The 25,077-nt window shown below is 62.6% G+C and carries 25 protein-coding genes; 11 read left to right on the forward strand and 14 right to left on the reverse strand.

Annotated elements, in window-relative coordinates:
• Window positions 1–64: 64 nt before the first annotated feature.
• Window positions 65–847 (reverse strand): IclR family transcriptional regulator, encoded by a 783-nt coding sequence (locus tag NCS67_RS17835; RefSeq protein ID WP_250435944.1) that lies wholly within the window; start codon window positions 845–847, stop codon window positions 65–67.
• 61 nt (window positions 848–908) lie between these two features.
• Complete coding sequence (locus tag NCS67_RS17840; RefSeq protein ID WP_008353063.1) at window positions 909–1,418, reverse strand: cupin domain-containing protein; 510 nt, start codon at window positions 1,416–1,418, stop codon at window positions 909–911.
• A gap of 88 nt (window positions 1,419–1,506) precedes the next feature.
• Between NCS67_RS17840 and NCS67_RS17845 the strand changes: the two genes are divergently transcribed.
• Both NCS67_RS17845 and NCS67_RS17850 read left to right on the forward strand, forming a co-directional pair.
• Window positions 1,507–2,238, forward strand: a complete 732-nt coding sequence (locus NCS67_RS17845) for an ABC transporter substrate-binding protein (protein WP_175979455.1) — start codon at window positions 1,507–1,509, stop codon at window positions 2,236–2,238.
• Between the two features lie 14 nt (window positions 2,239–2,252).
• On the forward strand, window positions 2,253–2,675 hold the full coding sequence (locus NCS67_RS17850) for a GNAT family N-acetyltransferase (RefSeq protein ID WP_008353060.1): 423 nt from the start codon (window positions 2,253–2,255) through the stop codon (window positions 2,673–2,675).
• Between the two features lie 50 nt (window positions 2,676–2,725).
• Here the strand turns inward: NCS67_RS17850 and NCS67_RS17855 are convergent, their stop codons facing one another.
• Window positions 2,726–3,415 carry a DJ-1/PfpI family protein gene (locus tag NCS67_RS17855; RefSeq protein WP_250435945.1) on the reverse strand — a complete coding sequence of 230 codons (690 nt, stop codon included), beginning with the start codon at window positions 3,413–3,415 and terminating at the stop codon, window positions 2,726–2,728.
• A gap of 119 nt (window positions 3,416–3,534) precedes the next feature.
• On the opposite strand from NCS67_RS17855, the gene NCS67_RS17860 reads away from it, so the two are divergent.
• Both NCS67_RS17860 and NCS67_RS17865 read left to right on the forward strand, forming a co-directional pair.
• Window positions 3,535–4,521 (forward strand): GlxA family transcriptional regulator, encoded by a 987-nt coding sequence (locus NCS67_RS17860; RefSeq protein ID WP_250435946.1) that lies wholly within the window; start codon window positions 3,535–3,537, stop codon window positions 4,519–4,521.
• A 176-nt stretch (window positions 4,522–4,697) separates the two neighbouring features.
• Window positions 4,698–7,619, forward strand: coding sequence for a bifunctional diguanylate cyclase/phosphodiesterase (locus tag NCS67_RS17865; RefSeq protein WP_175979458.1), 2,922 nt, complete (start codon window positions 4,698–4,700; stop codon window positions 7,617–7,619).
• A 9-nt stretch (window positions 7,620–7,628) separates the two neighbouring features.
• On the opposite strand, the gene NCS67_RS17870 is transcribed toward NCS67_RS17865, so the two are convergent.
• A complete protein-coding gene (locus NCS67_RS17870) occupies window positions 7,629–7,865 on the reverse strand; it encodes a hypothetical protein (RefSeq protein WP_250435947.1) in 237 nt (78 codons plus the stop codon).
• A gap of 121 nt (window positions 7,866–7,986) precedes the next feature.
• Here NCS67_RS17870 and NCS67_RS17875 point away from each other — a divergent pair, with 121 nt between their 5' ends.
• Window positions 7,987–8,220, forward strand: coding sequence for a DUF2795 domain-containing protein (locus NCS67_RS17875; RefSeq protein ID WP_008353051.1), 234 nt, complete (start codon window positions 7,987–7,989; stop codon window positions 8,218–8,220).
• A gap of 468 nt (window positions 8,221–8,688) precedes the next feature.
• The gene (gene pqqA / locus NCS67_RS17880) at window positions 8,689–8,763 is read left to right on the forward strand and encodes a pyrroloquinoline quinone precursor peptide PqqA (protein ID WP_008353049.1); all 75 of its coding nucleotides are present in this window, start codon (window positions 8,689–8,691) and stop codon (window positions 8,761–8,763) included.
• Window positions 8,764–8,827: 64 nt separating this feature from the next.
• On the opposite strand, the gene NCS67_RS17885 is transcribed toward pqqA, so the two are convergent.
• The 9 genes from NCS67_RS17885 to ehuR all read right to left on the reverse strand — a co-directional run bounded on the left by NCS67_RS17885 (window position 8,828) and on the right by ehuR (window position 18,532).
• On the reverse strand, window positions 8,828–9,061 hold the full coding sequence (locus NCS67_RS17885; RefSeq protein ID WP_250435948.1) for a hypothetical protein: 234 nt from the start codon (window positions 9,059–9,061) through the stop codon (window positions 8,828–8,830).
• Window positions 9,062–9,190: 129 nt separating this feature from the next.
• Complete coding sequence (locus NCS67_RS17890) at window positions 9,191–10,609, reverse strand: aspartate aminotransferase family protein (RefSeq protein ID WP_250435949.1); 1,419 nt, start codon at window positions 10,607–10,609, stop codon at window positions 9,191–9,193.
• A 47-nt stretch (window positions 10,610–10,656) separates the two neighbouring features.
• Window positions 10,657–12,135, reverse strand: coding sequence for an NAD-dependent succinate-semialdehyde dehydrogenase (locus NCS67_RS17895; RefSeq protein ID WP_250435950.1), 1,479 nt, complete (start codon window positions 12,133–12,135; stop codon window positions 10,657–10,659).
• Between the two features lie 195 nt (window positions 12,136–12,330).
• On the reverse strand, window positions 12,331–12,810 hold the full coding sequence (locus NCS67_RS17900) for an Lrp/AsnC family transcriptional regulator (RefSeq protein WP_175979575.1): 480 nt from the start codon (window positions 12,808–12,810) through the stop codon (window positions 12,331–12,333).
• Window positions 12,811–12,814: 4 nt separating this feature from the next.
• Complete coding sequence (doeB, locus tag NCS67_RS17905) at window positions 12,815–13,837, reverse strand: N(2)-acetyl-L-2,4-diaminobutanoate deacetylase DoeB (RefSeq protein ID WP_250435951.1); 1,023 nt, start codon at window positions 13,835–13,837, stop codon at window positions 12,815–12,817.
• A 4-nt stretch (window positions 13,838–13,841) separates the two neighbouring features.
• Entirely contained in the window at window positions 13,842–15,068 is a 1,227-nt protein-coding gene (gene doeA, locus NCS67_RS17910; protein ID WP_250435952.1) for an ectoine hydrolase DoeA, read from the reverse strand.
• An 11-nt stretch (window positions 15,069–15,079) separates the two neighbouring features.
• Window positions 15,080–16,084 (reverse strand): cyclodeaminase, encoded by a 1,005-nt coding sequence (locus NCS67_RS17915; RefSeq protein WP_250435953.1) that lies wholly within the window; start codon window positions 16,082–16,084, stop codon window positions 15,080–15,082.
• A gap of 4 nt (window positions 16,085–16,088) precedes the next feature.
• Entirely contained in the window at window positions 16,089–17,054 is a 966-nt protein-coding gene (eutB, locus tag NCS67_RS17920; protein ID WP_250435954.1) for a hydroxyectoine utilization dehydratase EutB, read from the reverse strand.
• A gap of 80 nt (window positions 17,055–17,134) precedes the next feature.
• Window positions 17,135–18,532, reverse strand: coding sequence for a MocR-like ectoine utilization transcription factor EhuR (ehuR, locus tag NCS67_RS17925; RefSeq protein WP_250435955.1), 1,398 nt, complete (start codon window positions 18,530–18,532; stop codon window positions 17,135–17,137).
• A 226-nt stretch (window positions 18,533–18,758) separates the two neighbouring features.
• On the opposite strand from ehuR, the gene ehuB reads away from it, so the two are divergent.
• From ehuB to ehuA, 4 genes are read left to right on the forward strand one after another with little or no spacing between them, the layout of a single operon-like run.
• A complete protein-coding gene (gene ehuB / locus NCS67_RS17930; RefSeq protein WP_175979466.1) occupies window positions 18,759–19,613 on the forward strand; it encodes an ectoine/hydroxyectoine ABC transporter substrate-binding protein EhuB in 855 nt (284 codons plus the stop codon).
• Between the two features lie 49 nt (window positions 19,614–19,662).
• Complete coding sequence (gene ehuC / locus NCS67_RS17935; RefSeq protein ID WP_008353030.1) at window positions 19,663–20,355, forward strand: ectoine/hydroxyectoine ABC transporter permease subunit EhuC; 693 nt, start codon at window positions 19,663–19,665, stop codon at window positions 20,353–20,355.
• Between the two features lie 5 nt (window positions 20,356–20,360).
• Window positions 20,361–21,020 (forward strand): ectoine/hydroxyectoine ABC transporter permease subunit EhuD, encoded by a 660-nt coding sequence (gene ehuD, locus NCS67_RS17940; protein ID WP_200889187.1) that lies wholly within the window; start codon window positions 20,361–20,363, stop codon window positions 21,018–21,020.
• Between the two features lie 26 nt (window positions 21,021–21,046).
• Window positions 21,047–21,871 carry an ectoine/hydroxyectoine ABC transporter ATP-binding protein EhuA gene (ehuA, locus tag NCS67_RS17945; RefSeq protein WP_284504107.1) on the forward strand — a complete coding sequence of 275 codons (825 nt, stop codon included), beginning with the start codon at window positions 21,047–21,049 and terminating at the stop codon, window positions 21,869–21,871.
• A gap of 29 nt (window positions 21,872–21,900) precedes the next feature.
• Here ehuA and NCS67_RS17950 read toward each other — a convergent pair whose 3' ends face one another.
• The gene (locus tag NCS67_RS17950) at window positions 21,901–23,307 is read right to left on the reverse strand and encodes a cytochrome c peroxidase (RefSeq protein WP_250435956.1); all 1,407 of its coding nucleotides are present in this window, start codon (window positions 23,305–23,307) and stop codon (window positions 21,901–21,903) included.
• Between the two features lie 201 nt (window positions 23,308–23,508).
• On the opposite strand from NCS67_RS17950, the gene NCS67_RS17955 reads away from it, so the two are divergent.
• Window positions 23,509–25,071, forward strand: a complete 1,563-nt coding sequence (locus NCS67_RS17955) for an FAD-dependent oxidoreductase (RefSeq protein WP_250435957.1) — start codon at window positions 23,509–23,511, stop codon at window positions 25,069–25,071.
• Window positions 25,072–25,077 lie beyond the last annotated feature (6 nt).

Here is a 25,077-nt window from a genome sequence, read left to right on the forward strand (position 1 = left end):
GGACTTCAGAGGATGAAAAGTGGATGCCGGGGCACTGGCGCCCCGTTTGATCGCGCGACTTCGATCAGACCGCGACGAAGCCGAGCATCTTCGATACGCGTTGCGCGCACGCGTGCAGCGCCGTCGCGATGTCGCCGTTCCACGCGCCGTCGAACGATCCGCTCGGGCCGATCGCCGTGATCGCGAGCACGATATTGCGCGTGTGATCGAAGACCGGCGCGCTCATCGCGCTGATGCCCGCGACGGGCTCGTCGATCGCCCGCGCGATGCCGTGCTCGCGCACTTCGGCGAGCATCGCGTCGGTTTGCGCACGCGTGTAGTCGCGCCGTTGCGCGCCGACCTGCAACGCGCCCGCACGCTCGATGGCGACGAGCGCTTCGACGGTCATCGGCGGCAGATAAGCCGCGAATGCGCGGCCCGTCGCCGTCTGCAGCAACGACATCACCGTGCCCGTACGCATCGTGACGTGGATGGGCACGCTCGCCTGCTGGATGTGAACGATGGTCGGTCCATAGCTGCCCGCAGTCGCGAGCGCGACGGTATGCTCGATGCGGGGCGTCACGTTCGCTACTTCCGCAATCGCGAGGCGCACCGGATCGACGCGCTGCAGACTGATCAGACCCATTTGCAGCGCGAACGGCCCGAGTTCATAGCGGCCCGTCGCGGGATCCTGCTGAATCAGGCCGAGATTGCCGTAAGACACGAGATAAGGATGCGCCTTCGCCGACGGCATGCCGGCTTTCTTCGCGAGATCGCCGAGCAGCATCGGGCCGCCGTGGTCCACGAGCGCGCGCAAAAGCGCTCCGCCTACTTCGATCGATTGAATCCCGCGGCGCACTGCGCTCATGCCTGACCTTGTGTTGTTGTCCACGATGCGCGCGATGATAACCGCACTCGCGTGCGTACCGTCATACTTCGGGGTTCAGGCGCTGTATCAATTCGCGATGTTGCGGATAGCGCGCCTCCAGCGTGCCCGGCACGGCCAGTTCGAACTCGCTGAACTCGAAACCCGGCGCCACCGTGCAGCCGACGAGCGATACGCCTTCTCTATCGTGACATTCCGCCGCGAACCAGTCGCCCGCTTCGACGACGGTCTGAAACACGGCATCGGCACGATCGAGCGCATTGCCGAGCCGATGCGTGACTAGCGTTCCGTTCGCTTTGAGCACATGCACGTCGATCGGATCGCCTGCGTAGAAGTGCCAGACTTCATCGGAGCGAATGCGATGCCATGCCGAATGCGCGCCATCGCAAAGCAAAAAGTAGATCGCGGTGGACGCCGAACGCGTTTCGCGTTCGTCCTCGCGCACGACGTTGCCGCTCGCGCGATACGTCTCGCGAAAGAAGCCGCCTTCGGGATGCGGCTCGAGCTTCAGACGCCGAATGATTTCGCTGCTGTCGATGCGTTCGCGTTGCATGTCGTTCCTTTGGCAGAGCGGTTGCGGTTCGCGTATTCTGCATCGGATTGCTCGTATCGCCATGCTCTTCAACTCATCGACCAACACCATGACTCTTTCTTCTTCCTTGCTCAACGCTTTCGCGCCGACCGGCACGCTGCGCGCGTCGATCAATCTCGGCAATCCGATCCTCGCGCATCGCACCGACAGCGGCGAGCCGGGCGGCGTATCGGTGGACATCGCGCGCGAGCTGGCGTCGCGGCTCGGCGTGCCTGTCGCCTTCACGTCGTTCGACCGGGCCGCCGAATCGGTCGAAGCCGTCACGAACGAAAGCGCGGACGTCGGCTTCTTCGCGATCGATCCGCTGCGCGGTGCGGGCATCGCGTTCACCGCGCCGTACGTGCTGATCGAAGGCTGTTATCTCGTGCGCGAGGCATCGCCGCTCACGCGCAATGAAGATGTGGATCGCGAAGGCAATCGCATCATGGTCGGCAAGGGCAGCGCGTATGACCTCTTTCTCACGCGCGAGATCAGGCATGCGCAGATCGTACGCACGGCGTCGTCGCAGGCCGTCGTCGAAGCCTTCCTGCGTGACGGCCTCGAAGTCGCCGCGGGCGTGAAGCAGCAACTCGAAGCCGACGCGTCACGCACGCCCGGACTGCGCCTGCTCGACGGACGCTTCATGGTGATCCAGCAGGCGATGGGCTTGCCGAAGCGCCGCGGCGACGAAGCCGCGCTTTATCTGCGCGACTTCGTGGAGGATTTGAAGCGCTCGGGCTTCGTCGCCGCTGCGCTTGCACGGCACGGTATCAAGGGGGCATCGGTTGCCCCGGCAGCGTAATCGCTCACGCGTCGATGAACGCCGGCGTCACGCTCGCCATCACCGACTGGATCGACGCGACGTTCGAGCGCGACGTCGCGGGCGGGCTTGCCGCGTTCAATCGCGCGCAACTCGGGCCGAGCCATCAACGCGATCTGGCGGTGTCGCTCTATCGCGATGACGACTTTCTGGGCGGGCTCGCAGGCTACACGGCGTGGGACTGGCTCTTCGTGAAATGGCTGTGGATACGCGAGGACGCGCGCGGCGCCGGACTCGGCGCACGCGCGCTCGAAGCCGCCGAAAGCGAAGCGAAAAAACGAGGATGCCGCGCCGCGTGGCTCGATACGGTCAACCCCGCAGCGCGCGCCCTCTACGCGCGCTGTGGTTACGAGCTTTTCGGCGAACTCGCGGATTTTCACGCCGGTCAGCCGCGCTACTTCATGCAAAAGCGCTTCTAGTCATTTGGCGTTTTGCATTTCGGATGCATTAGACCAAAGCGCATTTTGAATTAAACATGCGATTTCAGCCGTTCCGCGACACGCGCCGTGATCGCACTGCGCGCGGCCAGCGACGGCGCGCAACGCTCGCGCACATCGTTCACGACCGCGGCGGGCGCGCGCGCCGGATCGCCCGAGTCGAACGGCGGCGCCGGCGCGTATTCCATCTGCAATTGAATCGCCTGCGCTTCGTGCTCGCCGACGAGTTCGGCCGCGAGCGTCAGCGCGAAATCGATGCCCGCCGTGATGCCGCCGCCCGTGAACAGGTTGCCGTCGCGCACCACGCGCTCGTGCACCGGAATCGCGCCCAAATCCGGGAGCAGATCGTGATACGCCCAGTGCGTCGTCGCGCGCTTGCCGCGCAAAAGCCCCGCCGCGCCGAGCACGAGCGAGCCGGTGCAAACCGAGGTCACGTAGCGCGCGCCCGCCGCCTGTTCGCGGAGGAAGGCGAGCGTTTCCTCGTCTTCCATCAGATCGCCGACGCCTGAACCGCCCGGCACGCACAGCACATCGAGCGCGGGGCAATCCGCGTAGGTCACGTCGGGCGTCAGGATCATGCCGGCGCTCGACCGGACGGGCTCGCGCGTCTTCCAGACGAGATGCACCTTCGTGTCGGCCATGTGCGCGAACACGTCGTAGGGGCCGGTCATGTCGAGTTGCTGCACGCGAGGAAACAGCAACAGGCCGATATGTAGCGTCATCGTTTCTCCTTGATCGAGAGTGTTTTTCGTGTGGACGAACCGATGCTACGCCGCTACGCTATGGCGAATTCGACACATAACCCACGTTTTACGCCAACTTGTCTTTCGTGGAAAACGCCATGCGAACCATCGACGTGCTCGCCTTCTCCAATGTGCAGTTGCTCGACGTCGCCGGCCCGTTGCAGGTGTTCGCGTCCGCCAATGACCTCGCGGTCGCGGCGGGCTTGCAGCGGCCGTATCAGCCGCGCGTGGTTGCGCGGGGCGGCACGGTGAACGCGTCGGCGGGACTGGGGCTCGTCGGCGAGGCATTGCCCGATGCGAGCGAAGCGTGCGACACGCTGATCGTCGCGGGCGGCTGGGGCGTGCACGAAGCGGTGCACGACCGCGAACTGGTCGATTGGGTGCGCGCGCGTTCGGCGCACGCGCGGCGCACGGCGTCCGTTTGCACGGGCGCGTTTCTGCTTGCCGCCGCCGGCCTTCTCGACGAACGCCGCGCCGTGACGCACTGGACGCGCTGCGGGGAACTCGCCACGCGCTTCCCGGCGATCCACGTCGAGCCCGATCCGATCTTCATCCGCGACGGCGACGTATGGACATCCGCGGGCGTCACGGCGGGCATCGACCTGTCGCTTGCGCTCGTCGAAGACGATCTCGGCCGCGCGCTCGCGCTCGACGTCGCGCGCCATCTCGTCGTGTTCCTCAAGCGCCCCGGCGGGCAGGCGCAGTTCAGCGCGGCGCTGTCGTTGCAGAAGTCGGGCGAACGTTTCGGCGAGCTGCATGCGTGGATCGCTGAAAATCTCGCGGCGGATCTTTCGGTCGGCGTGCTTGCCGCGCGTGTCGGCATGAGCGAGCGCAGCTTCGTGCGCCATTACCGCGCGCAAACCGGCATGACGCCCGCGCGCTCGATCGAACGCATGCGCCTCGAAGCCGCGCGCCGCCTGCTCGGCGATACGGCGCTTCCCGTAAAGCGCATCGCCGCGCGCTGCGGATTCGGCACCGAGGAAACGATGCGGCGCGGTTTTCTGCGTTCGCTGGGCGTGTCGCCGCAGGCGTATCGCGAGAGATTTACCGGGCACGATCGCGTCGAAACCGCGCATCCGGCATGAATGCCCGTATGCATTGCGGCACGAGCGGCTTTTTTTGAACCGCATGCTCAAGGCTGTATGCTCCGTGCCGTTACCCATATAGAGCCTTTGCTTGTTACGCGCGCCCGGAGCAGCGTGCGAGCGCAGTCGCTGAACGAGACCCGCCCGACGTGGCGGCAATATGGCCTGGAGCGCCGATGAGTGTGTTTCCCGCGTACGACGCGCAGGTTGCCCGCGCAACCGCGGTCGAGCCTGCAACCGTGGCGGCGACCGATGAAAAGATTTTCGCGAGCGTGGCGTCATCGATCGACGCATTGCTGCGCGAGGCCGCCGCGATGGGCTGCCCGCAGCAATGGGCGTGGTATCGCGCGGGCGAGCAGTTGCATCTCGAGCGGCGCGGCGATGCAGCGCTTCCCGATGCGCAGGAATGGCCGCATGGCATCGCCGAGGAACGCCTGACGGAGGTGTGCATCGATAACGGCTGGCACTGCTGGCCGACCGGACGCGGCGAGAGCGTGCTCGGCTGGCTGCTCGCGCCGGTCACGCATCGCGACGACGCGCATCTCGCCGAACTCGCGCGCACGCTCGGCGAGCGCGTGCAGGCCGATGCCCTCGCACGCGCGCAACTCACGCAGCGCGTGCTTTATGAAATCGCCTATCTGGCGAGTTCCGTGCCCGAGCGCGCCGATTTTCTGCGCGGCGTGCATGAACGGCTCGGCACGCTCATCGACGCGGAGAACTTCTATCTCGCACTCTACGATCGCAAGACGGGCAAGATCACGTATCCGTATTATGTCGACGTCATCGATACCGACGTCGTCGCGGCCGAAAACTACGACATCCTGAATCCGGAACGTCTTTCGATGACGGGTCGCGTGCTCACGAGCGCGCAGCCACTTTTCATCACCGCCGCGGATATTTGCGCGGCGGAGCGCGCGGGCCATTTCTATTGCATCGGCGACCGCCCCGAGTTCTGGATGGGCGCGCCGCTCAAGAATGCGAGCGACGAGGTATTCGGCATGCTCGCGATGCAGGTCTATGACGTATCGCGCATTTATACCGTCGAGGACCGCGCGCTCTTTCTGGTCGTCGCACGACATGTGGCGATGGCGCTCGACCGCATCCTGCATCGCGCCGATCTCGAAGAGCAGGTCGCGCACCGCACGTCCGAACTGTCGAAGCTCAACGCGGCGCTGCGTCACGGCATCGCCGAGCGCGAACGATCCGAGCATCTGCAAGCTGCGCTCTACCAGATCGCAGAATTGTCGAGCCGTCCCGGCGACATGATGGAGTTCTTGCGCAGCCTGCATGGGATCGTCGGCGAATTGCTTTACGCGCGCAATTTTTATATCGCACTCATCGAACCGGAAACGGACGAAGTGTCGTTCCCGTATTACGTCGATGAAATCGTGCAGGAGCGCCCCGCGCCGCGACGCGGACAACGCGGCCTCACCGAATATGTGATCCGCGAGCGGCGCGCGCGGCTGATCGATCATGCGGAGGCGCTGCGTCTCATCGAAGAAGGCGCGTTCGAGATCGAGCATAGCGAAGTGCGTCTGCGATCGTGGCTCGGCATTCCGCTCTTCGATGGCGATGTCGTGCGCGGCGTGCTCGCCGTGCAAAGCTATTCGCCGCTCGTGCGCTATTCGCTGCGCGATCAGGAACTGCTCACCTTCGTGTCGCGGCATATCGATACGGCGCTTTCGCGTCGGCGCGATGCCGAAGCGCTGCATGCCGCGAACCTCGAACTTGAAGCGCGGGTCCAGGCGCGCACGCGCGAACTCGACGATGTCAACGCACGCCTGCTTTATGAGAACTCGCACGATTCATTGACGGGCTTGCCGAATCGAAGCCATCTGATGCACAAGCTGCGCTGCGCATGGCAGGACTATCAGACGCGCGGCGACCAACTCTCGGTGATGTTCATCGACCTCGACCGATTCAAGGTCGTGAACGACAGCCTCGGCCATCACTTCGGCGACATGCTGCTGGTTCAGGCCGCGGCGCGCTTGCGCGATTGCCTGCGTTCGACGGATCTGCTCGCGCGCCTCGGCGGGGACGAATTCGCCGTGCTCTCCCCGGATGCACACGTTCGCGATGCGGTATCGATCGCCAAGCGTATTCTGGCCGCGTTCGATCTGCCCTTTCACATCGAAGAGCATGTCGTGTTTTCGTCGTGCAGCATTGGCATCGTGAGCGCGGACAGCCAGTTCCATACCGAGCCCGCCGACCTGTTGCGCGACGCCGATACCGCGATGTATCGCGTGAAAAACGCGGGACGCGACAGCTTCGTCGTGTTCAATCAGGAACTGCGACGTCAGGTGTCGGACCAGGTGGAACGTGAGGGCGCATTGCGCAATGCGATCAAGCGCGATGACGAACTGCTGCCTTATTTCCAGCCTATCGTCGACGTAAAGAGCGGTGAGATCGTCGCGCTCGAAGCGTTGATCCGCTGGCATCAACCCGATGGCCATATCGTCGGGCCGGGTGAATTTCTTCCTTCGGTCGAAGGCTTGAGGCTCATCGGCAGACTCGATCTATACATGCTCGAACGCGTTGCCGCGATTCTCTCGAATGCGCGCTTCGCGCACTGGCCGCCGGTGCATGTGAACTGCTCCAGCTATAGCATGACGCGCCCCGAATTCGCCGATGACGTGCTGGCGCTATTGCGTCGCTATCGCGTCTCGCCGTCGCGCGTGTGCCTCGAGCTTACCGAAGGCGCGCTCGTAGCCGAGCCCGATCTCGCGCGGCGCACCATGCAGCGACTGGCCGACAACGGCATGTCTGTCGTGCTCGACGATTTCGGCGCGGGTTTTTCGTCGCTCAGTTATGTGCATCAATACCAGTTCACCGGCCTCAAGATCGACAAGTCGTTCATTCTCGAACTGACCGAAAGCCCGCGCAGCCGTGCGATCGTGCGCGCGATCGTGCGCATGGCGGAATCGCTCGATCTGACGCTCGTCGCGGAAGGCGTCGAAGATGCGGCGACGCTCGCCGTGTTGCGCGACATGGGCGCGGCGCAGGCGCAGGGCTATTTCTTCGACAAGCCGCTGCCGCTCGACGCGCTCACACGCACCGCGCTCGCTCCGCGCGCGACGACGGCAAGCGCGGCACTGTAGCCGCGTGCATCAAGGCATGCCGCCCAGCGACGGTGAAATGATGCTGCCCGGCTCGCCCTTCGGCGCACCGCTCTCATCGGCCACGGCGCGTGTCGACACCGGCGCGTGGTTCTTCGCGCAGGTCTCGACCGAGTCGCTGCCGAGGCATTGCTGAAAGCCATCGGCAGTTACCTTGGTGTCGAAGCTATAGATGATCTCGCCGACCTTGACTTCGGTGTCGGAGATGCGGTCTGCTGCAATAGCCATGTTATGTCTCGCCTCGATTTCGGTTGGAACGTATCGACAATTGAGCATCAACCGATCCCGGTGACGGGTACGCGCGTTGCTGAATCGTCAGGGTTATCGTTGAATCGAAAAGGAGGCGGAAATGGCACAGCATCCCGCGCATTCGCAGAATCACCGGCATCCGGATGAGCCGCGCCCGGAAGAAATCGCGCGCGTGCTGAAGGGCGCCGACTATCCGATGGGCAAGGAAAAACTTCTGACGCTCGCGAAAAGCAATGGCGCGGACGGCGAGGTCTTGGCCGTGCTCAACAAAATGACCGATCGCAATTTCGACAGCGAAGATGCGGTGCTGCGCGAAGCCACGCGCGTCGAGTAACAGCGACATAACTTTCGCTTATTCCGCAATGCGGCATTCAATCCTGCCGCCGCACGCTTTCGATCTTTCCGCAAGGCACGTGTTTGACGAGGAAAATGTAATGGCCGAAAAACCCGCAGCTCCCGATACGCACGACAAGCCGCGTGCGCCCGGAGGCAATAATCTGAGCAATATCGACCCTGCTGAAGCAGACCGGGTCATCCCTCGGCCGGGAGAGGCAATGGAACCCGACCCGCTCCATGATCCTGACAAGATCGGCACGACACCTGACGATTCGGGCAATCGCCCGAGACCGCTATAAAAAATTTAAATGAACGCCGGTGCAATTTCCAATCGTGTCATACCTGTTCTCGCGCTAGCATCTAAAGTGCGTCGATTTGGGATGCGCGGCTTTGCACGGCGCCTGCAGCAGAAGAACCGCGCAATGGCCCGGCATCCGTCTGGCCAATCATTGCACAAGGAGGCTCTATGAAGTGGGAAACCCCGAGTTTCACGGATATGCGCTTCGGCTTTGAAATCACGATGTATATCGCGACGCGCTAATCGGAAATGACAAAACGGCCACCTGAGTGGCCGTTTTGTTTTATGGGCGCGTCGAATCGATGCGTCAATCTTTGCCCGGCGTCCTGGGTTGTTCGTTCGCGGGATCGGGAAGATCTGCGTTCTGTGCGTCAAGCCCGCCCTTTCCTGCAATTTCCGGCTCATTGCCCGATCCATAAGGCACTTCCGCCGTCTGATGCGGATGCTGATCGAGCCGACGGTTCTCCGGTTCGATCTCCGCTGCATTCGGGTGAGGCGCGGAATGCGGTTGCTGATGGCGTTTCTCTTCGCTCTCGCTCATCGTGAATCTCCTTTCGATGGGGCACCGAAAATTACTCAGCAACGCACGTTCCTTCAGATTCGCAAAAAGGGCCCGCAATGTTTCGCGAGCCTCTGCCAACACAACTACCCATACCGCTACTCAAGAGAATCAGATCGCTTGCATAGCGAGTGCCGAGCCGATAACTTCGTTCGCCACCGCATCCACGGCCTGCTTCACGATGCCGACGATTTCGTCCGCTTCTTCACGCGTCGTGACGAGCGGCGGCGCGAAGCCGAGGATATCGCCATGCGGCATGGCGCGCGCGATCACGCCGCGTTCGAGTGCTGCCGCCGATACCTTCGGGCCGACCTTCAGCGCGGCGTCGAACGGCGTGCGCGCGTCCTTGTCGGCCATGAATTCGAGCGCCGCGAGCATGCCCGCGCCGCGCACTTCGCCGACGAGCGGATGCGAATCGAAAGCCGTGTGCAATTGCTGCTGGAAATACGCGCCGACATCGGCGGCATTCTGCGTCAGGTTTTCGCGCTCGAGAATATCGAGGTTCGCGATAGCAGCAGCCGCGCAAATGGGATGCCCCGAATACGTCCAGCCGTGTCCCATCGGACCATGCTCCCGCGAGCCCTTCTCGATCACGTCCCACACCTTCTCGCCGACGATCACGCCCGACAGCGGCGCATAGGCGCTCGTCAGGCCCTTCGCGACCGTGATGAGATCGGGCTTGATGCCGAAGTGCTGCGCGCCCATTTTCGAGCCGAGACGGCCGAAGCCGCACACGACTTCATCGGAGATCAGAAGAATGTCGTGCTTCCGCAGAACATCCTGGATAGCTTCCCAATAACCTTGCGGCGGCGCGATGATACCGCCCGTGCCCATGACCGGTTCGGCGATGAATGCAGCGATCGTATCCGCGCCTTCTTTCGCAATCAGCTTTTCGAGTTCATCGACGCAATACGCGGTGAATTGCGCTTCGCTCATGCCGGCGGGCGCCTTGCGATACCAGTGCGGACACACCGTGTGCTTTACGCGGTCGATCGGCAGATCGAAGTTCTGATGAAAGCTCGGCAGGCCCGTGAGACTGCCCGTCACGATGCCCGAACCGTGATAACCGCGCTCGCGCGAGATGATCTTCTTCTTGTTCGGACGGCCGAGAACATTGTTGTAATACCAGACGATCTTGATCTGCGTTTCGTTCGCATCCGATCCCGACATGCCGTAATACACCTTCTTCATGCCCTCGGGCGACCAGTCGATGATGCGCGACGACAGATCGATGATCGTATCGGTCGAGTGACCGACATACGTGTGGTAATACGCGAGCTTCTTCGCCTGCTCATAGATTGCGTCGGCTACTTCGGTGCGGCCATAGCCGATGTTCACGCAATAGAGGCCCGCGAATGCGTCGATATAACTTTTACCTTGATGATCCTGAATGCGGATGCCCTTCGCGCCCGTGACGATCTTGCCGGGCAGCGCGCCGCTCGCGTGATCGTGTGCATGCGTGGACGGATGCATGAAGTGCGCGCGGTCTTCGGCGAACAGTTGCTCGAGCGATTGATTCTGCTGGGTCATGTGCTTCTCCTTGATATGCGGTACTGCGTGTCTCTGAGGATAGGTCTTCAGGCCGCGCTCGTGAGCGGCAGGCCGAGATTGCCGAGGCAAAAGTATTTCGTTTCGACGAAGGGCTCGAAGCCTTCCGCGCCGCCTTCGCGTCCGAGGCCCGATGCCTTCATGCCGCCGAACGGAATCGGCGCGCCGGTGAACTTCACGCCGTTGACCGACACCATCGCGAAATCGAGTCGGCGCACGAGCTGGAAGATCGTGTCGATGCGCGTCGCACAGACGTAGGCGGCGAGGCCGTATTCGGTGTCGTTGGCGCGCGTCACGGCTTCGTCGAGCGTATCGAACGGCGAGACCGCGGAGATCGGCGCGAAGTTCTCTTCGTCGTAGATACGCATGCCCGGTCTGGCATCGGCGACGACGGTCGGTTCATAAAACCAGCCACCGAGCGCATGAGCTTTGCCGCCGACGGTGATGCGCGCGCCTTGCGCCTTTGCATCCTCGACACGAGCGACGGTCGCATCGAATGCGGCCTGATGCATGAGCGGACCGACATCGACATTTGCTTCGAAGGCCGTCCCTACTTTCAGCGCTTTCACCGCTTCCGTGTAGCGTTCGACGAACCGTTCATAAAGCGGACGCGCGACGAGAATGCGGTTCGCAGCGCAGCAATCCTGCCCCGAGGTTTGAAACTTCGCGCCCACTGCAACGCGCACGGCCTGTTCCAGGTCCGCGTCTTCCGTCACGATGAAAGGCGCGTTGCCGCCCAGTTCCAATGCGAGCTTCTTGATGCCCGCCTGCGCTGCCGTCTTCGCAACGAGACCGCCGACGCGCGTCGACCCCGTGAAGCTCACGGCGCGCACGCGCGTATCGCTGACGAGCGTTTCCATCGCCATTTGTGGCTCGCCGATGACGACGTTGAACACGCCCGCCGGAAAGCCTGCTTCTTCGGCGAGTTGTGCGAGTGCGATAGCGGAGAACGGCGTTTCGTGCGCGGGCTTCACGACGACGGTGCAGCCCGCGGCAATCGCGGCGGCGGCCTTGCGCGTGATCATCGCGACGGGGAAATTCCACGGCGTGATCAATGCCGCGACGCCGACCGGTTCCATCACGGTGCCGAGATGCGCGCCATCGATATGCGTCGGAATGGTGCGGCCCGCCAGGCGTTTCGCTTCGTTCGCGAACCATTCGACGAAGCTCGCCGCATAGGCGATTTCGCCTTTGGATTCCGCGAGCGGCTTGCCTTGCTCGAGCGACAAAATGCCGGCAAGGTCCGATTGATGACGCACGATGAGTTCGTGCCAGCGCAGGAGCAGCGCACTGCGCTTTTGCTGCGGCATCCAGCGCCATGACTGGAATGCGCGATCGGCGGCATCGATCGTCGCGACGATTTGCGCCTGATCGAGCATCGGGACATGGCCGATGACGTTCTGATCGGCGGGATTGGTTACTGCAATCGATGCGGCGCTGTCGCTGTGAATCCAGCGGCCGTCGACATAACAGAGGGATTTGAATAGAACGGGATGGCCCAGCAGCATGTTCGTCTCCTTGCTCAAAGCGTGCTTGATTTGCATGGTTCGATGGGTCCACTTTAAGGGCGTTGCCGCGATGGAGTTTTTTGTTATTGCCCTCGGGCGGTTGGTGTTTTTTCTGTTTTTTCTGTGCTTCTTTGTGCGTTTTTTTTGGGCTTCCCCGAGCCGACACAAATACGGGATCCGGCAACCAAAAAATAACTAAACCACATCGTCAACCCAATCCGGCGGCCCTTCCGTACTATTCTTCACGACTTTCGTAACGATATAAGTGAAGTACCGCTCGATACCCAACTCTTCGACGAGCAAAGAATCGATGAACCGCTGATAGTGATCGATATCCCGCGACACGACGTGCAGCACGTAATCCACGCCGCCGCCGGTGGCATAACACTGCACGATCTCGGAAGCCGCCGCGATGCGCTCCTCGAAGCGCCGCATATCTTGCGCGGTATGACGCGAAAGCGTCACCTCAACGACAATACGGCTGCCCTTGAAAGCAGCCGTCCAGTCGATATCCGCGCGATAGCCCTTGATAAGCCCGCTGTCTTCGAGTTTCTTCACACGCTCCCACGCGGGCGAGATCGACAAATTGACCTCTTCCGCAAGGCGCGATTTCGTTATGCGGCCATCCCGCGCAAGAATGCGCAGAATGGCCAGATCGTAGCGGTCGAGCTTGATCAACTTACACGCTCACGGCAATGTTGCGTTCGACGATATCCGCGACCACGGCCACGGTGTCGCCCATCTGCACGAGGCCCGGAAAATGCCGCGCCGCAAGCAGTCCGTCACGCTTCGCGCGATATTCAACCGGCGTCGCGCCCGTGCGCGTAACGTCATACACGCGCGCAAGCACATCGCCCGCTCTCACCATGTCGCCGAGATCGCGGCACATTTCGAGCAGGCCCGTATGCTCGCTCGTCGTGTAGCAGGAACCATCCGGCATGTCGAGCAACGTCGTCGTGCGCGCTTCGCCGCGAACTACCTCCTTCTCGATGATGCCCGCATACGCGAGAAAGCCGTACACGCCGCGCTCCGCCACCGCGACGCTCTTCGCCGTCGACGAACCGCCACCGCCCAGTTCCGTCGAGACGAACACCTTGCCCGCTTCCTCGGCCGCGCTGTCATACAGACCGATGCTGTCGAGTTCGAGCATCCGCATCGAATACGGCGCCCCGAATGCGCGCATCGCGGCTTCGCAACGCGACTGCTGCGTCCCGTCGTTCAATACATGAATGGCCGCAAACGGCAGAAAATCGAGCGTGCGGCCGCCCGCGTGGATATCGAGCACGTAATCGGCGAGCGGCAACAGATGACGCTGAAAGTAATCCGCGATCTTTTCCGTCACCGTGCCGTCGGGCTTGCCCGGAAAGCTGCGATTCAGATTGCCCGCGTCGATCGGCGAAGTGCGCGAACCCGCGCGAAACGCCGGATAGTTCATGAACGGCACGATGACCACACGGCCGTTCACGTCGCTTGCCTTCAACGTCGATGCGAGCTTCGCCAGCGCGATCGGCCCTTCGTATTCGTCGCCGTGATTGCCGCCCGTGAGCAGCGCGGTCGGTCCGTCGCCGCGCTTGATTACGGTGACGGGAATCATCACGGCGCCCCACGCGGAATCGTTGCGCGAATACGGCAGCTTCAGAAAGCCGTGCTGTTCGCCCTCTGCATCGAAGTCGACGGTCGGGCTGATCGGTGACGCGCGCATCGTGCTACTCCTTCACGAACAATTTGCGAGGCGTGTTGCAGAAGGTCTCGACGCCGGTGTCCGTAATCAGGATGCTCTCCGTGATTTCGAGGCCCCAGTCGTCGAGCCACAGCCCCGGCATGAAGTGGAACGTCATGCCGGGTTCGAGGACGGTCTGGTCCCCGGGACGCAGGCTCATCGTGCGCTCGCCCCAGTCCGGCGGATAGCTCGCGCCGATCGGATAACCGCAACGGCTATCCTTCTCGATGCCGAACTTGCGCAACACCGCGAAGAATGCATTGGCGATGTCCTCGGTCTTGTTGCCCGGCTTCGCCATCGCGAGACCCGCCTCGATGCCTTCGACGACCGCCTTCTCGCCTTCGATGAAATGCTGCGGCGGGCGGCCGAGATACACCGTGCGCGAGAGCGGGCAGTGATAGCGCTTGAAGCATCCGGCGATTTCGAAGAACGTGCCCGCATTCGCCGTGAACGTCGAGTCGTCCCATGTGAGATGCGGCGCGGCGGCGTCGGAACCCGTCGGCAATAGCGGCACGATCGCGGGATAGTCGCCGCCATAACCTTCGACGCCCGTGATGCCCGCTTCGTAAATCTGCGCGACGAGATCGCTCTTCTTCATGCCCGGCTCGACCGTGTCGAGAATGCGCGCATGCATCTTCTCGACGATGCGCGCCGCGACGCGCATGTACTCGATCTCGCGCTTCGACTTCACTGCGCGCTGCCAGTTGACGAGCGCGGTCGCATCGACGAACTTCGCGTTCGGCAGATGCTGCGTCAGCGACGCATACGCCTTCGCGCTGAAGTAATAGTTGTCCATCTCCACGCCGATGCGCAACGTGTCCCAGCCACGCGCGGCAATTACTTCGGATGACAGATAATCCATCGGATGGCGCACCTGCGACTGCACATAGTGATCCGGGTAGCCGACGATATCGTCGTGCGACATGAACACCGTGCGCTTCGCGCCGTTCGCGTCCTGGCCGCGGCCGTACCAGACCGGATCGCCGTGCATCGCGAGCAGCACGCATTGATGCACGTAGAACGACCAGCCGTCGTAACCGGTGAGCCACGCCATGTTGGTCGGGTCGGTCACGATCATCAGATCGATGCCCGCTTTCTCCATCGCGCGCCGTGTCTTCGCGATTCGCGCGTCGTACTCGCTGCGTTCGAACGGCAGGCGTACCACGGGCGCCCCACGTTCATCCAGCTTCTTCTGTTGCGTGATTTCGGACATCGTCCCCTCTATCAAGCGGTCACATCGTTGTGGAAAATGGTTCCTGCCTGTGCCGCGCGCGCTCGCTGAATGGCGAGCGTCGCGATCGCGGTGTCTTGCGCGCCGGTGCCGGTCAGATCGCACACGGTGATCTCGTCATCGCTCATACGGCCTTGAGCCTGTTGCGCGATGACTTCGCCAAGCTCGGCAAAAGATGCATCAGCATCCGTCACGCCCGCTTCGATCGCATGATGCAGCTCGCCGAGCACGCGCACTTGCTGAAGGCGGTCGCACACATAGCGCGCTTTGGCGAACACGTCCGGAGCGATTTCATTCTTGTGCTCCGCATCCGATCCCATCGCGGTGATATGCAAGCCCGGATGCAGATCGCGTGCGTGTATCAGTGGCTCGCGGCTCGGCGTCGTCGTGATGGCGATATCGGCGTGCTTCAACGCCTGGTTCACGCTGTCGGCGACATCGCATGGCAAGTCTTCGCAGTCACGCGCGAACTGCTGCGCGCTCCTCGGATCGCGCGCCCATACGGTCACATGCCCGATGTCGCGCACGAGCCGCAACGCCTTCAATTGCAGACGCGCCTGCTCGCCCGCGCCGATAATCGCGACGCGCTTCGCATCCTTGCGCGCGAGCCAGCGCGATGCAACCGCGCCCGCCGCAGCGGTACGCACGGCGGTGAGATAACCGTTGTCGAGCAACACGGCTTCCGTGAGACCGGTGCGCGCGGACAGCACGAGCATCAGGCCATTGAGGCTCGGAAGTCCGAGCGACGGATTGTTGAAGAAGCCAGGGCTCACCTTGATCGCGAAGCTCGGAAAGCGCGGCAAATAAGCGGTTTTCACGTCGACTTCGCCGGCGTGCTCGGGAATGTCGAGACGCAGGATCGGCGGCATTGCGACGGCTTCGGTCGCGAGCGACTTGAACGCGGCTTCGACTTGCTCGATCGCGTCGAGGTCAAGCGGCACGAGCTTGCGCAATTGCGCCTGCCCGAGCAGCACGGTGGAGGTATCGATGTTGGACATGGGTTCAGGCCGCTCCGATGAGTCGACGATGCGTTGCGATATCGATGTTGCTGCCGCTCACGACGATGACGATCGGTCCGTTCGCGGCTCCAATCGCGCCGTCGAGCAAAGCCGCGATGCCGACCGCCGCCGCGCCTTCTACAACGAGCCGCTCTTCGCGATACGCGTGCACGATGCCGCGCGCGATCGACACTTCATCGAGCAGCACGACATCGTCGATGAGATCGCGCGTCATCGCGAACGTATGTCTGTTATCGAGGCCGATGCCGCCGCCGAGCGAATCGGCGAGTGTTTCGAGTTCATCGACGAACACCGGCTTGCCTGCCGCGAGACTCGCATGCATCGCAGCGCCGCGTTCCATCGACACGCCGATCATCTTCACGTCGGCACGAATGCTTTTCGCCGCGAACGCGACGCCGCTGAATAGCCCGCCGCCCGACAAGGGCACGACGATGCTCGCCGCATCGGGCAGCGCTTCGAGAATTTCAACGCCAATGGTGGCTTGCCCCGCGATCACGCGTTCATCGTCGAAGGGCGGCACGAATGCATAGCCTTCTTCGCGCACGAGACGTTGCGCTTCGACCTGTGCATCGTCCTGACTCTTGCCGACGATGACGACACGCGCGCCGAGCGCGGCCACCGCATCGACCTTGTTCTTCGGCACGAGCGACGACATGCACACTGCAGCTTCGATGCCGAGCGCGCGTGCCGCGTGTGCAACCGCGCGGCCATGATTGCCCGTCGATGCGGTGACGACACGCTTGCAGCCTTGCTCCGCGATCTGTGCGAGCGCATTGGTCGCGCCGCGCAGTTTGAAGCTGCCCGTAGGTTGCAGCGTTTCGAGCTTCAGATGAACGGGCACGCCCGCGATGCGCGAGAGCGACAGCGAATGAACCAGCGGCGTGACGAGCGCGCGGCCTTCGATGCGCTGGCGGGCGCGGTAGACATCGGCGAGCGTGAGTGCGGACATGTGCGGCTGAATTGCGTTTGAGCTAACCATGCAACTCAGTCTAATGTCCTAAAAAATCGTTTTCGATTGTCCTAGTTCATTTAGTTGAAGTCATGCACATGCGGGTACTGACCGAAAACTTCGCGCATCGTTTCGACCGCGCTGCGAAACGTGCTTTCGCCGACTTCCGCGCCCACGCATAGCCGCACCGCATTGGGCCGGTTCGCGCCGCGCACGAGAAACGGATCCGGCGACGTCACGGCGATATTGCGATTGCGCAATTCACGCGTGATGCGCTCCGCTTCCCATTCGTCGGGCACACGCAGCCATACCGAAAGCGCGTTCGGATGACTGCCGAGCACGTATTCGCCGAGCACTTCGCGCACGACGCCCTGGCGTGCCGCGAGCCGCTCGCGCTGAATCTCCACGAGACGTTGCGCGGTGCCATCCGTGATCCAGCGCGCGGTGACTTCCGCGATGGGCGACGTCGCCATCCAGCAACTGACGCGCAGCACGCTTTCCGCACGTAACGCAAGACGCCGCGGCACCGTCATGAAGCCCGTGCGCAAGCCGCTCAATACGGACTTGGTCATGCTCGTGCAGTAGAAAGCGAGTTCCGGAATGAGGCTCGCGATAGGCGTCTGCGTTTTCGCGGGCAACGCGCCATAGACATCGTCCTCGATCACATAGACGCCATAGCGTTCCGCGATGCGCGCAATCGCGCGGCGGCGGGAGTCGGGCATCATCGCGACCGTGGGATTGTTCAGCGTCGGCGTGCAGACGAGCGCGCTCACGCGTTCGCTGTCGCAGACTTCCTCGAAGTGCTCAGGGCGAATGCCGTGCTCGTCGATCTCAAGACCTTTGAGCGTAAACCCCAACACGTTCGCCGATCCGATTACGCCGTGATCGGTGAGGCTTTCGCACAGCACCGTATCGCCCGGCCCGACGATGCTCGCCAGCGCAAGGAAGATGCTATGCGCGACGCCGTTGGTGACGAGCAGCGTCTCGACCTTCGCGGGCATGTTGAGCGAAGCGAGCCATTCGACGCCCGCCTGTCGATGACTGTCGAAGCCCGCAATCGGCCGGAACGCGCGTATCCACGGCTGATCGTCGATGGTCGAAAGCGTCGCGCAGACCTTGCGCCACATCGCGTCATGCTCGGGCGTATGCACGATGCGCGCGATCGAGAAATCGACGACCGAGCGCTCGGCGGTGTCGAGCATGTAATTGGACATCGTTTCGGTCACGCGCGCGCTGACGAAGCTCCCGCGTCCGACCTCGCATCGAATCAGCCCTTGCCGTTCGAGTTCCTTGTAGGCATTGGTGACGGTCTGCACGCTGATCGCGAGATCGGCGGCGACTTCGCGTTGCGGCGGCAACCGTTCGCCCGATGCGAGCGCGCCGCTTTCTATATCGGCGGCCATCGCCTTGACGAGCCGCTTGTACTTCGACTGCACGCCCTGCACGGTACGCACGGCGTCGCGCCATCTTTCATTCACTTGCTGTTCCTCGCATGCCTGGTTCCATGCGCAATAGTGGCCCAAAAGCGCGCGCGAAAATAATTGTCCTAGAGCAATCGGAACAAATATATGGCTTTGTATTCTGCGTCGGTGGCTATGCGGCGAGTGACTCCAAAGCCCCTTGGAGTAAGGGTTTTCCTCGGTCTCTCACATGCAGCGCCGCCCCACTCGACCACGCTTGAAGAACCATTACTACGGGAACGATATGAACACGAAGCGACTGTCTGGAATGCTGGCGGCGGCGTGCGTCGCGGCAGCGAGTCTTGCCGCCTATGCCACGAGCGCGAACGCGGAAACCACGTTGCAGCGCATCCAGCGCACCGGCGAGGTGCGTATCGGCTATGCGAACGAAACGCCCTTCGCCTACACGACGCCCGATGGCACCGTAACCGGCGAATCGCCCGAGATCGCGAAGAAGGTGTTCGCCAAGCTCGGCGTGAAGAAGGTCGATGCGGTGCTGACCGAATGGGGCGCATTGATTCCGGGCCTCAAAGCCGGCCGCTTCGACGTGATTGCAGCGGGCATGTACATCACGCCCGAGCGTTGCAAGCAAGTGGCGTTCGCCGATCCGCAATATCAGATTCCCGACACGCTGCTGACGATGAAGGGCAATCCGAAGAACCTGCACAGCTATGCCGATGTCGCGAAGCAGCCGGACACGAAGCTTGCTGTGATGGCAGGTACGGCGGAACTCGGTTATGCGCGCGCGGCGGGCATCAAGGACGACCAGATTCTTCAGGTTCCGGACACGACCGCGCAATTGCAGGCCGTGCGCGCGCGTCGCGCCGACGCGGCTGTCGGCACCGCATTGACGATGAAGGGCCTCGCCGAAAAAGGCGGCTCGTCGGTCGAGGCGATCAAGCAGTTCAACGACGATCCGAAGCACACAGGCTATGGAGCGCTCGCGTTCCGACCCGAAGACACCGATCTGCGCGACGCCGTCAACAAGGAGCTGCATCAGTGGCTCGGCACCGACGATCATTTGAAGACCGTCGCGCCCTTCGGCTTCGACAAGTCCAACGTGACAGCGAAGAAAGCGCCGGAACTGTGCGCCGGTTGAGCATCGATGCATCGCGACGCGCAGCTTCATCTACTAGCGAGGAACCGTCATGAGTGACCTCCGTGAGCTTCTGCCCTTGATGATGAAGGGCACACTCGTCACGATCCAGATCGCCTTCATCAGCATCCTGCTTGCGATCGTCATGGCGGGCGTTGCGACGGCGTTGCGCGCCGCGCCATACCGTGTCGTGCGATGGATCGGCAACGTGTATGTCGAAGTGTTTCGCGGCACTTCGCTGCTCGTGCAGTTGTTCTGGCTCTTCTTCGTGCTGCCGCTGCCGCCGTTCAACGTGCAACTGACGCCCTTCACGGTCGCCATCGTCGGGCTCGGGTTGCACTACGGCGCGTATGGCTCCGAGATTCTGCGCGGCGCGCTGCGTTCGGTGCCGGGCGGACAGTACGAAGCGGCGCTCGCGCTGAACATGCCGGCCACGGCGCGGCTGCGTCGCATCGTGCTTCCGCAGGCGATGATCAACGCGCTGCCGCCCGCGACGAATCTGATGATCGAACTGTTGAAGGGCACATCGCTCGTCTCGCTGATCACGCTGTCGGATCTCACGTTCCGCGCGCGCCAGCTCGACGAAGCGACCTTCAAGACAGCGGAAATCTTCGGGCTCACGCTGCTCATCTACTTCGTGCTCGCGCAGGTGATCGTCGCCGTGATGCGGGTGTTCGAGCGGCGCGTGAGCAGTCATGTCGCGATCCGTCGCGCGAGCCGCACCTTACCGGGGGCCGCATCATGACGTCGCTGGGTCAACTCTTCGATGTGAAATACGCGCTGCAGATCCTGCCGGAACTCGCGCGCGCGGCGACTTATACGATCGGCATCACGCTCGTCGGGTTCGCCATCGCGCTCGTGCTCGGCCTCGTTCTCGCCATCATGCGGCGCAGCGATTTCGCCCCGCTCGCGAAGACGACTGCGTTCTTCATCGAGTTCATACGCAGCACGCCGCTGTTGATTCAGGTGTACGTGCTCTTCTATGTCGCGCCGCTTTACGGCTTCACGATGTCGGCGTTGACGGCGGGCACGCTCGGCATCGCGGTCCATTACGCATGCTATGTGTCCGAGGTGTATCGCGCGGGACTCAACGGCGTTGCACGCGGACAATGGGAAGCATCGTGCGCGCTGTCGCTCAGGCCGTGGCGCACCTATACCGGCGTGATTCTGCCGCAAGCGATCCGCCCGGTGATTCCCGCGCTCGGCAACTACCTTGTTGCGATGTTCAAGGACACGCCGGTGCTCTCCGCGATCACCGTCGTCGAACTGATGCAGCAGGCGAAGAACATCGGCTCCGAGACCTTTCGCTATCTCGAACCCATCACGATGACCGGAATCTTCTTTCTCATCATCAGCGTGACGTTCGCTTCGGGCGTGCGTCATATCGAACGGCGCGTGAGGCTGCCATGACCGCGACTCAATACCAGGAGCAGCAGATGAAACGGGATTTCGACCCCGCGCTCGGCCGCGCAGCCGACGCCAGCGCGAACACGCCGATGGTGCGCTTTCGCAACGTCACCAAACGCTACGGCGCGCTGACCGTGCTCGACGGCCTCGATCTCGATGTCGCGCCGAACGAGAAGGTGGCGATCATCGGGCCGAGCGGCTCGGGCAAGTCCACGCTATTGCGCGTACTGATGACGCTCGATCCGCTGACCGATGGCGTCATCGAAGTGGACGGGCAGCCGCTCACGCACGAAATGCGCGGCGGCAAGCTCGTGCCCGCATCGCCGCGGCATATTCGTCAGGTTCGCAGCAAGATCGGCATGGTGTTTCAGAGCTTCAATCTCTTTCCACACATGACCGCGCTCGCGAATACGATCGAAGCGCCAATGAGCGTGCTCGGATTGTCGAAGAAGGAAGCGACCGAGCGCGCGCGCGAACTGCTGTCGCTCGTCGGCCTCGCGGAGAAGTGCGAGCATTACCCGTCGCAATTGTCGGGGGGACAGCAGCAGCGCGTCGCGATTGCGCGAGCGCTCGCCATGCGGCCGAAGATCATGCTGTTCGACGAAGTGACATCCGCGCTCGATCCCGAACTATGCGGCGAAGTGCTCAACGTGATTCGCCGTCTCGGCGAAGAACACAACCTGACGATGCTGATGGTCACGCACCAGATGGGCTTCGCGAAAGAGTTCGCCGATCGCGTGTGTTTCTTCTCGCAAGGCAAGATCATCGAACAGGCGCCGCCGCAGCAGTTCTTCAGCGCACCGCAGCATGAGCGCACGCGGCAGTTCCTGCGTGCGGTGACCGAGGCGCTTTGATTCGTTGCTGCGCGCGGCGCGGGTGCGGCTTACTGCGTGCTCGCCGCCAGCGGCGTATAGGTTCCCGTGAGTGCCTTGAGGAACGCGACGATCGACTCGACATCCGCTTCCGATAGCTTCGTTCCCGCTTCGTACTTCGCCATGTCGCGAACCGCCTGATGCAGGTCGTTCACGTTGCCGTCGTGGAAATACGGCGCGGTCAGCGCAACGTTGCGCAGTCCCGGAACCTTGAAGCGATGCAGATCGCCCGGATCGCGTGTCACGTTCGCGCGGCCTTTGTCCGCATCCGTCAATGCAACGCCGCGCGCCGCGAAGTAATCGCCGGCGAGTCCCATCCGTTCATACGACTGGCCGCCGAGATTCGCGCCGACGTGACAGGTCGCGCAACGGTTCGCCTTGAATAGCTGATAGCCGTGCAATTCCTGCTCGTTGAGTGCGGTCTTGTCGCCGCGAAGATAGGCGTCGAAACGGCTCGGCGTGAGCAAGGTCTTTTCGAATTCGGCGATGGCGTCCGTGATGTCGTCGCCCGACCAGCCGCGTTCATACACACTCGTGAAGGCGCGCGTGAACTCCGCATCCTTGTTCAGCTTCCCGATGATCTGATCCCACGAAACCGAAGCCATCTCGACCGGATTCAGCGGCGGCCCGCCCGCCTGATCCTGCAGCGTCGCGGCACGTCCGTCCCAGAACTGCGCGTGATTCAGCGCCGCGTTGAATACGGTCGGCGCGTTCACGCCGCCGAGTTGACCGCCCACGCCGAGCGATAGCTTGCGGTTGTCGACGCCGCCGGTTCCGAGGCCATGACAGCTCGCACACGAGATCGAATTGTCAGACGACAGGCGCGGATCATGGAACAGGCGCATGCCGAGCGCGACCTTGCGCGCATCGACGGTCAGCGATGCCGGCAAGGGCTGCACCGGCTCGTTCGCGAATTCGTCGCTTACGCCGTGCGTCGCATAGTTCGCTTTGCGGACATCGGCGATCCATTCGAGCAGCATATCGCGATCATCCTGCGTCAGGCCCGTGCTCCAGTGCACGGCGCGGAACGCAGCGGGCGGCATCGTGCCGTCTTTCACGACTGTTTCGAGCTTGGCGATATCGGCTTCAGGCGCGGGCGTGCCGTCTTCGAGAGCGTTGTACAGCGCGTCGATACGGAAATGACGCAGCCCTTTCTCGACGTCATGCTTCGATAACTGCGCGATGCCAGGCCATGTCGAATACGACGGCAATTCGGCCTTCGTCGAATGGCAGTAATAGCATGCGTTGCGGTTCAGCACGTTGCGAATGGAACCCGCTTGCGCCGACGACACCGGCCCTTCTGCGGCCTTGCTCGCATACGCCGTGTCGTGCAGATACGCATAACCCGACATGCCCAGATATCCTGCAATGACGACCCCCGCGACCGCTAACAACGACTTCTTCAACATGTTTGACATCGACTGGCTCTAGCTTTCGAATTAGTTGGCTAGCGATGCTAACGAACGCGGCCGGAATCGTGGTTGAGAGCCGTCAACGTTCTTTCCCGGACAACTTGTCGCGCTTGATGCGTGGCGTCGAATGCCGTGCGCCATGGCGTCGCATGAGCGTCGAGGACCGTTTATTGCTTCCCGCTCATTCGATGACCACCGGAGAGTGCGATGCCCCCCACCCTGCATAAAGTCGCGCGTTTCGCGGATCTGTCCGCCGGGCGCGGCACGCGCGTGTGCGTCAAGAGCGAAGACAAGGACGCGAAGGACATTCCGATCCTCCTCGTGCGCGACGGAGAGAATGTGCGCGCGTACACCGCCAAATGCCCGCATGCGGGCGGGCCGCTCGACGAAGGCGCGATTTGCAACGGACGCATCGTGTGTCCGTGGCACAAAGGCACGTTCGATGTCGGCGACGGCAGTCTCGTCGAGCCGCCGCCTTTGAAGGCGTTGACGCGCTATGAAGCGATGCTCAAGGACGGCGATGTGTATGTGTCCGCGCAACCCATGGAGAGCGGCGACGTATCGCAGAAGCAGACCAACGATAGCCGGACCATGCTCATCGTGGGCGCGGGCGCGGCGGGCGCGGCCGCTTGTTCGGCGTTGCGCGAAGCCGGTTTCGGCGGACGCATCGTGTTGGTCGGCGGCGACGCGCGCGAGCCGTACGATCGCACCTCGCTCAGCAAGTTCACGCTCGCGGGCGACATGCCACCCGACGACGTTCCGCCCCTGCTCGACGACGACTTCTTCGCGAAGCACGACATCGAACGCAACGAATCGCCTGCCGTTCATCTCGACGCGAAGAACCGGCGCGTCGAACTCGCAAACGGACACAAAATCGATTACGACGCCGCGCTCGTCTGCACCGGGGGCGTGCCGAAGCCGCTCACGACGCCCGGCGCAAACCTCGCGCATGTACATCTGCTGCGCACTCGCGACGATGCGCGTGCGATCCTCGGATCGCTCGAACAGCACAAGCGCGCGGTGATCGTCGGGGCGAGTTTCATCGGGCTCGAGGCGGCTTCATGTCTGAGGAAGCGAAACGTCGACGTGACCATCGTCGCGCCGGGCAAGGTGCCGTTCGCGAAGCAATTCGGCGAGCGCATCGGCGAGATGTTCAGAAAGCTGCACGAGAAGAACGGCGTGACGTTTCATATGAATGCACGCGTAAGCACATTGAGGGGCGGCAACGCGGTGAGCGAAGTGATCCTCGATTCCGGCGAGAAGATCGCAGCCGATGTCGTGCTCGCGGGCACGGGCGTCGATCCCGCCACGTCGTTTCTTGCGGATGTCGAGCTCGCGGACGATGGCGGCATCGATGTGGACACGTCCATGCTCGCCGCGCCCGCGCTCTATGCCGCCGGCGATATCGCGCGCTTTCCGTTGCCGCGCTCGGACCAGCGCGTGCGCATCGAGCATTGGCGTGTCGCGCAGCAACATGCGCGCGTCGCCGCGTACAACATGGCGGGCAGCGCACGCACGTATGTCGGCGTTCCTTACTTCTGGACCTATCACTACGAGAAGACCTTCGACTATCTTGGACATGTCAGCGAGCCCGACAGCATCGAAATAGACGGCGATCTCGAAGCGCAGCATTTCATCGCGTATCTGATGAAGGATGGACGCGTGGGCGCGGTGGTCGCGTGCGAACACGACGCCGCCGTGTGCCGTCTCGCCGAAGCGATGCGCGAGCCGCTCACGCTCGAAGACGCACGTCGCATCGCCAACGCCTGAGCGCGC

It is taken from the genome of Caballeronia sp. ATUFL_F2_KS9A (assembly GCF_023630765.1).
Lineage (GTDB): Bacteria > Pseudomonadota > Gammaproteobacteria > Burkholderiales > Burkholderiaceae > Caballeronia > Caballeronia zhejiangensis.

What these genes read in the sequence shown, in the direction of transcription:
- ehuC (WP_008353030.1), top strand. Translation starts at nt 19,663, where the DNA reads ATGAGTGACCTCCGTGAGCTTCTGCCCTTGATGATGAAGGGCACACTC.
- NCS67_RS17865 (WP_175979458.1), top strand. Translation starts at nt 4,698, where the DNA reads ATGAGTGTGTTTCCCGCGTACGACGCGCAGGTTGCCCGCGCAACCGCG.
- NCS67_RS17875 (WP_008353051.1), top strand. Translation starts at nt 7,987, where the DNA reads ATGGCACAGCATCCCGCGCATTCGCAGAATCACCGGCATCCGGATGAG.
- NCS67_RS17835 (WP_250435944.1), bottom strand. Translation starts at nt 847, where the DNA reads ATGAGCGCAGTGCGCCGCGGGATTCAATCGATCGAAGTAGGCGGAGCG.
- NCS67_RS17895 (WP_250435950.1), bottom strand. Translation starts at nt 12,135, where the DNA reads ATGCTGCTGGGCCATCCCGTTCTATTCAAATCCCTCTGTTATGTCGAC.
- NCS67_RS17850 (WP_008353060.1), top strand. Translation starts at nt 2,253, where the DNA reads ATGAACGCCGGCGTCACGCTCGCCATCACCGACTGGATCGACGCGACG.
- doeB (WP_250435951.1), bottom strand. Translation starts at nt 13,837, where the DNA reads ATGCGCGCGTCACCGATCAGCCCGACCGTCGACTTCGATGCAGAGGGC.
- doeA (WP_250435952.1), bottom strand. Translation starts at nt 15,068, where the DNA reads ATGTCCGAAATCACGCAACAGAAGAAGCTGGATGAACGTGGGGCGCCC.
- eutB (WP_250435954.1), bottom strand. Translation starts at nt 17,054, where the DNA reads ATGTCCGCACTCACGCTCGCCGATGTCTACCGCGCCCGCCAGCGCATC.
- NCS67_RS17855 (WP_250435945.1), bottom strand. Translation starts at nt 3,415, where the DNA reads ATGACGCTACATATCGGCCTGTTGCTGTTTCCTCGCGTGCAGCAACTC.
- NCS67_RS17840 (WP_008353063.1), bottom strand. Translation starts at nt 1,418, where the DNA reads ATGCAACGCGAACGCATCGACAGCAGCGAAATCATTCGGCGTCTGAAG.
- NCS67_RS17870 (WP_250435947.1), bottom strand. Translation starts at nt 7,865, where the DNA reads ATGGCTATTGCAGCAGACCGCATCTCCGACACCGAAGTCAAGGTCGGC.
- NCS67_RS17890 (WP_250435949.1), bottom strand. Translation starts at nt 10,609, where the DNA reads ATGACCCAGCAGAATCAATCGCTCGAGCAACTGTTCGCCGAAGACCGC.
- NCS67_RS17950 (WP_250435956.1), bottom strand. Translation starts at nt 23,307, where the DNA reads ATGTCAAACATGTTGAAGAAGTCGTTGTTAGCGGTCGCGGGGGTCGTC.
- ehuB (WP_175979466.1), top strand. Translation starts at nt 18,759, where the DNA reads ATGAACACGAAGCGACTGTCTGGAATGCTGGCGGCGGCGTGCGTCGCG.
- NCS67_RS17915 (WP_250435953.1), bottom strand. Translation starts at nt 16,084, where the DNA reads ATGTCCAACATCGATACCTCCACCGTGCTGCTCGGGCAGGCGCAATTG.
- NCS67_RS17885 (WP_250435948.1), bottom strand. Translation starts at nt 9,061, where the DNA reads ATGAGCGAGAGCGAAGAGAAACGCCATCAGCAACCGCATTCCGCGCCT.
- NCS67_RS17860 (WP_250435946.1), top strand. Translation starts at nt 3,535, where the DNA reads ATGCGAACCATCGACGTGCTCGCCTTCTCCAATGTGCAGTTGCTCGAC.
- ehuA (WP_284504107.1), top strand. Translation starts at nt 21,047, where the DNA reads ATGAAACGGGATTTCGACCCCGCGCTCGGCCGCGCAGCCGACGCCAGC.
- NCS67_RS17845 (WP_175979455.1), top strand. Translation starts at nt 1,507, where the DNA reads ATGACTCTTTCTTCTTCCTTGCTCAACGCTTTCGCGCCGACCGGCACG.
- NCS67_RS17955 (WP_250435957.1), top strand. Translation starts at nt 23,509, where the DNA reads ATGCCCCCCACCCTGCATAAAGTCGCGCGTTTCGCGGATCTGTCCGCC.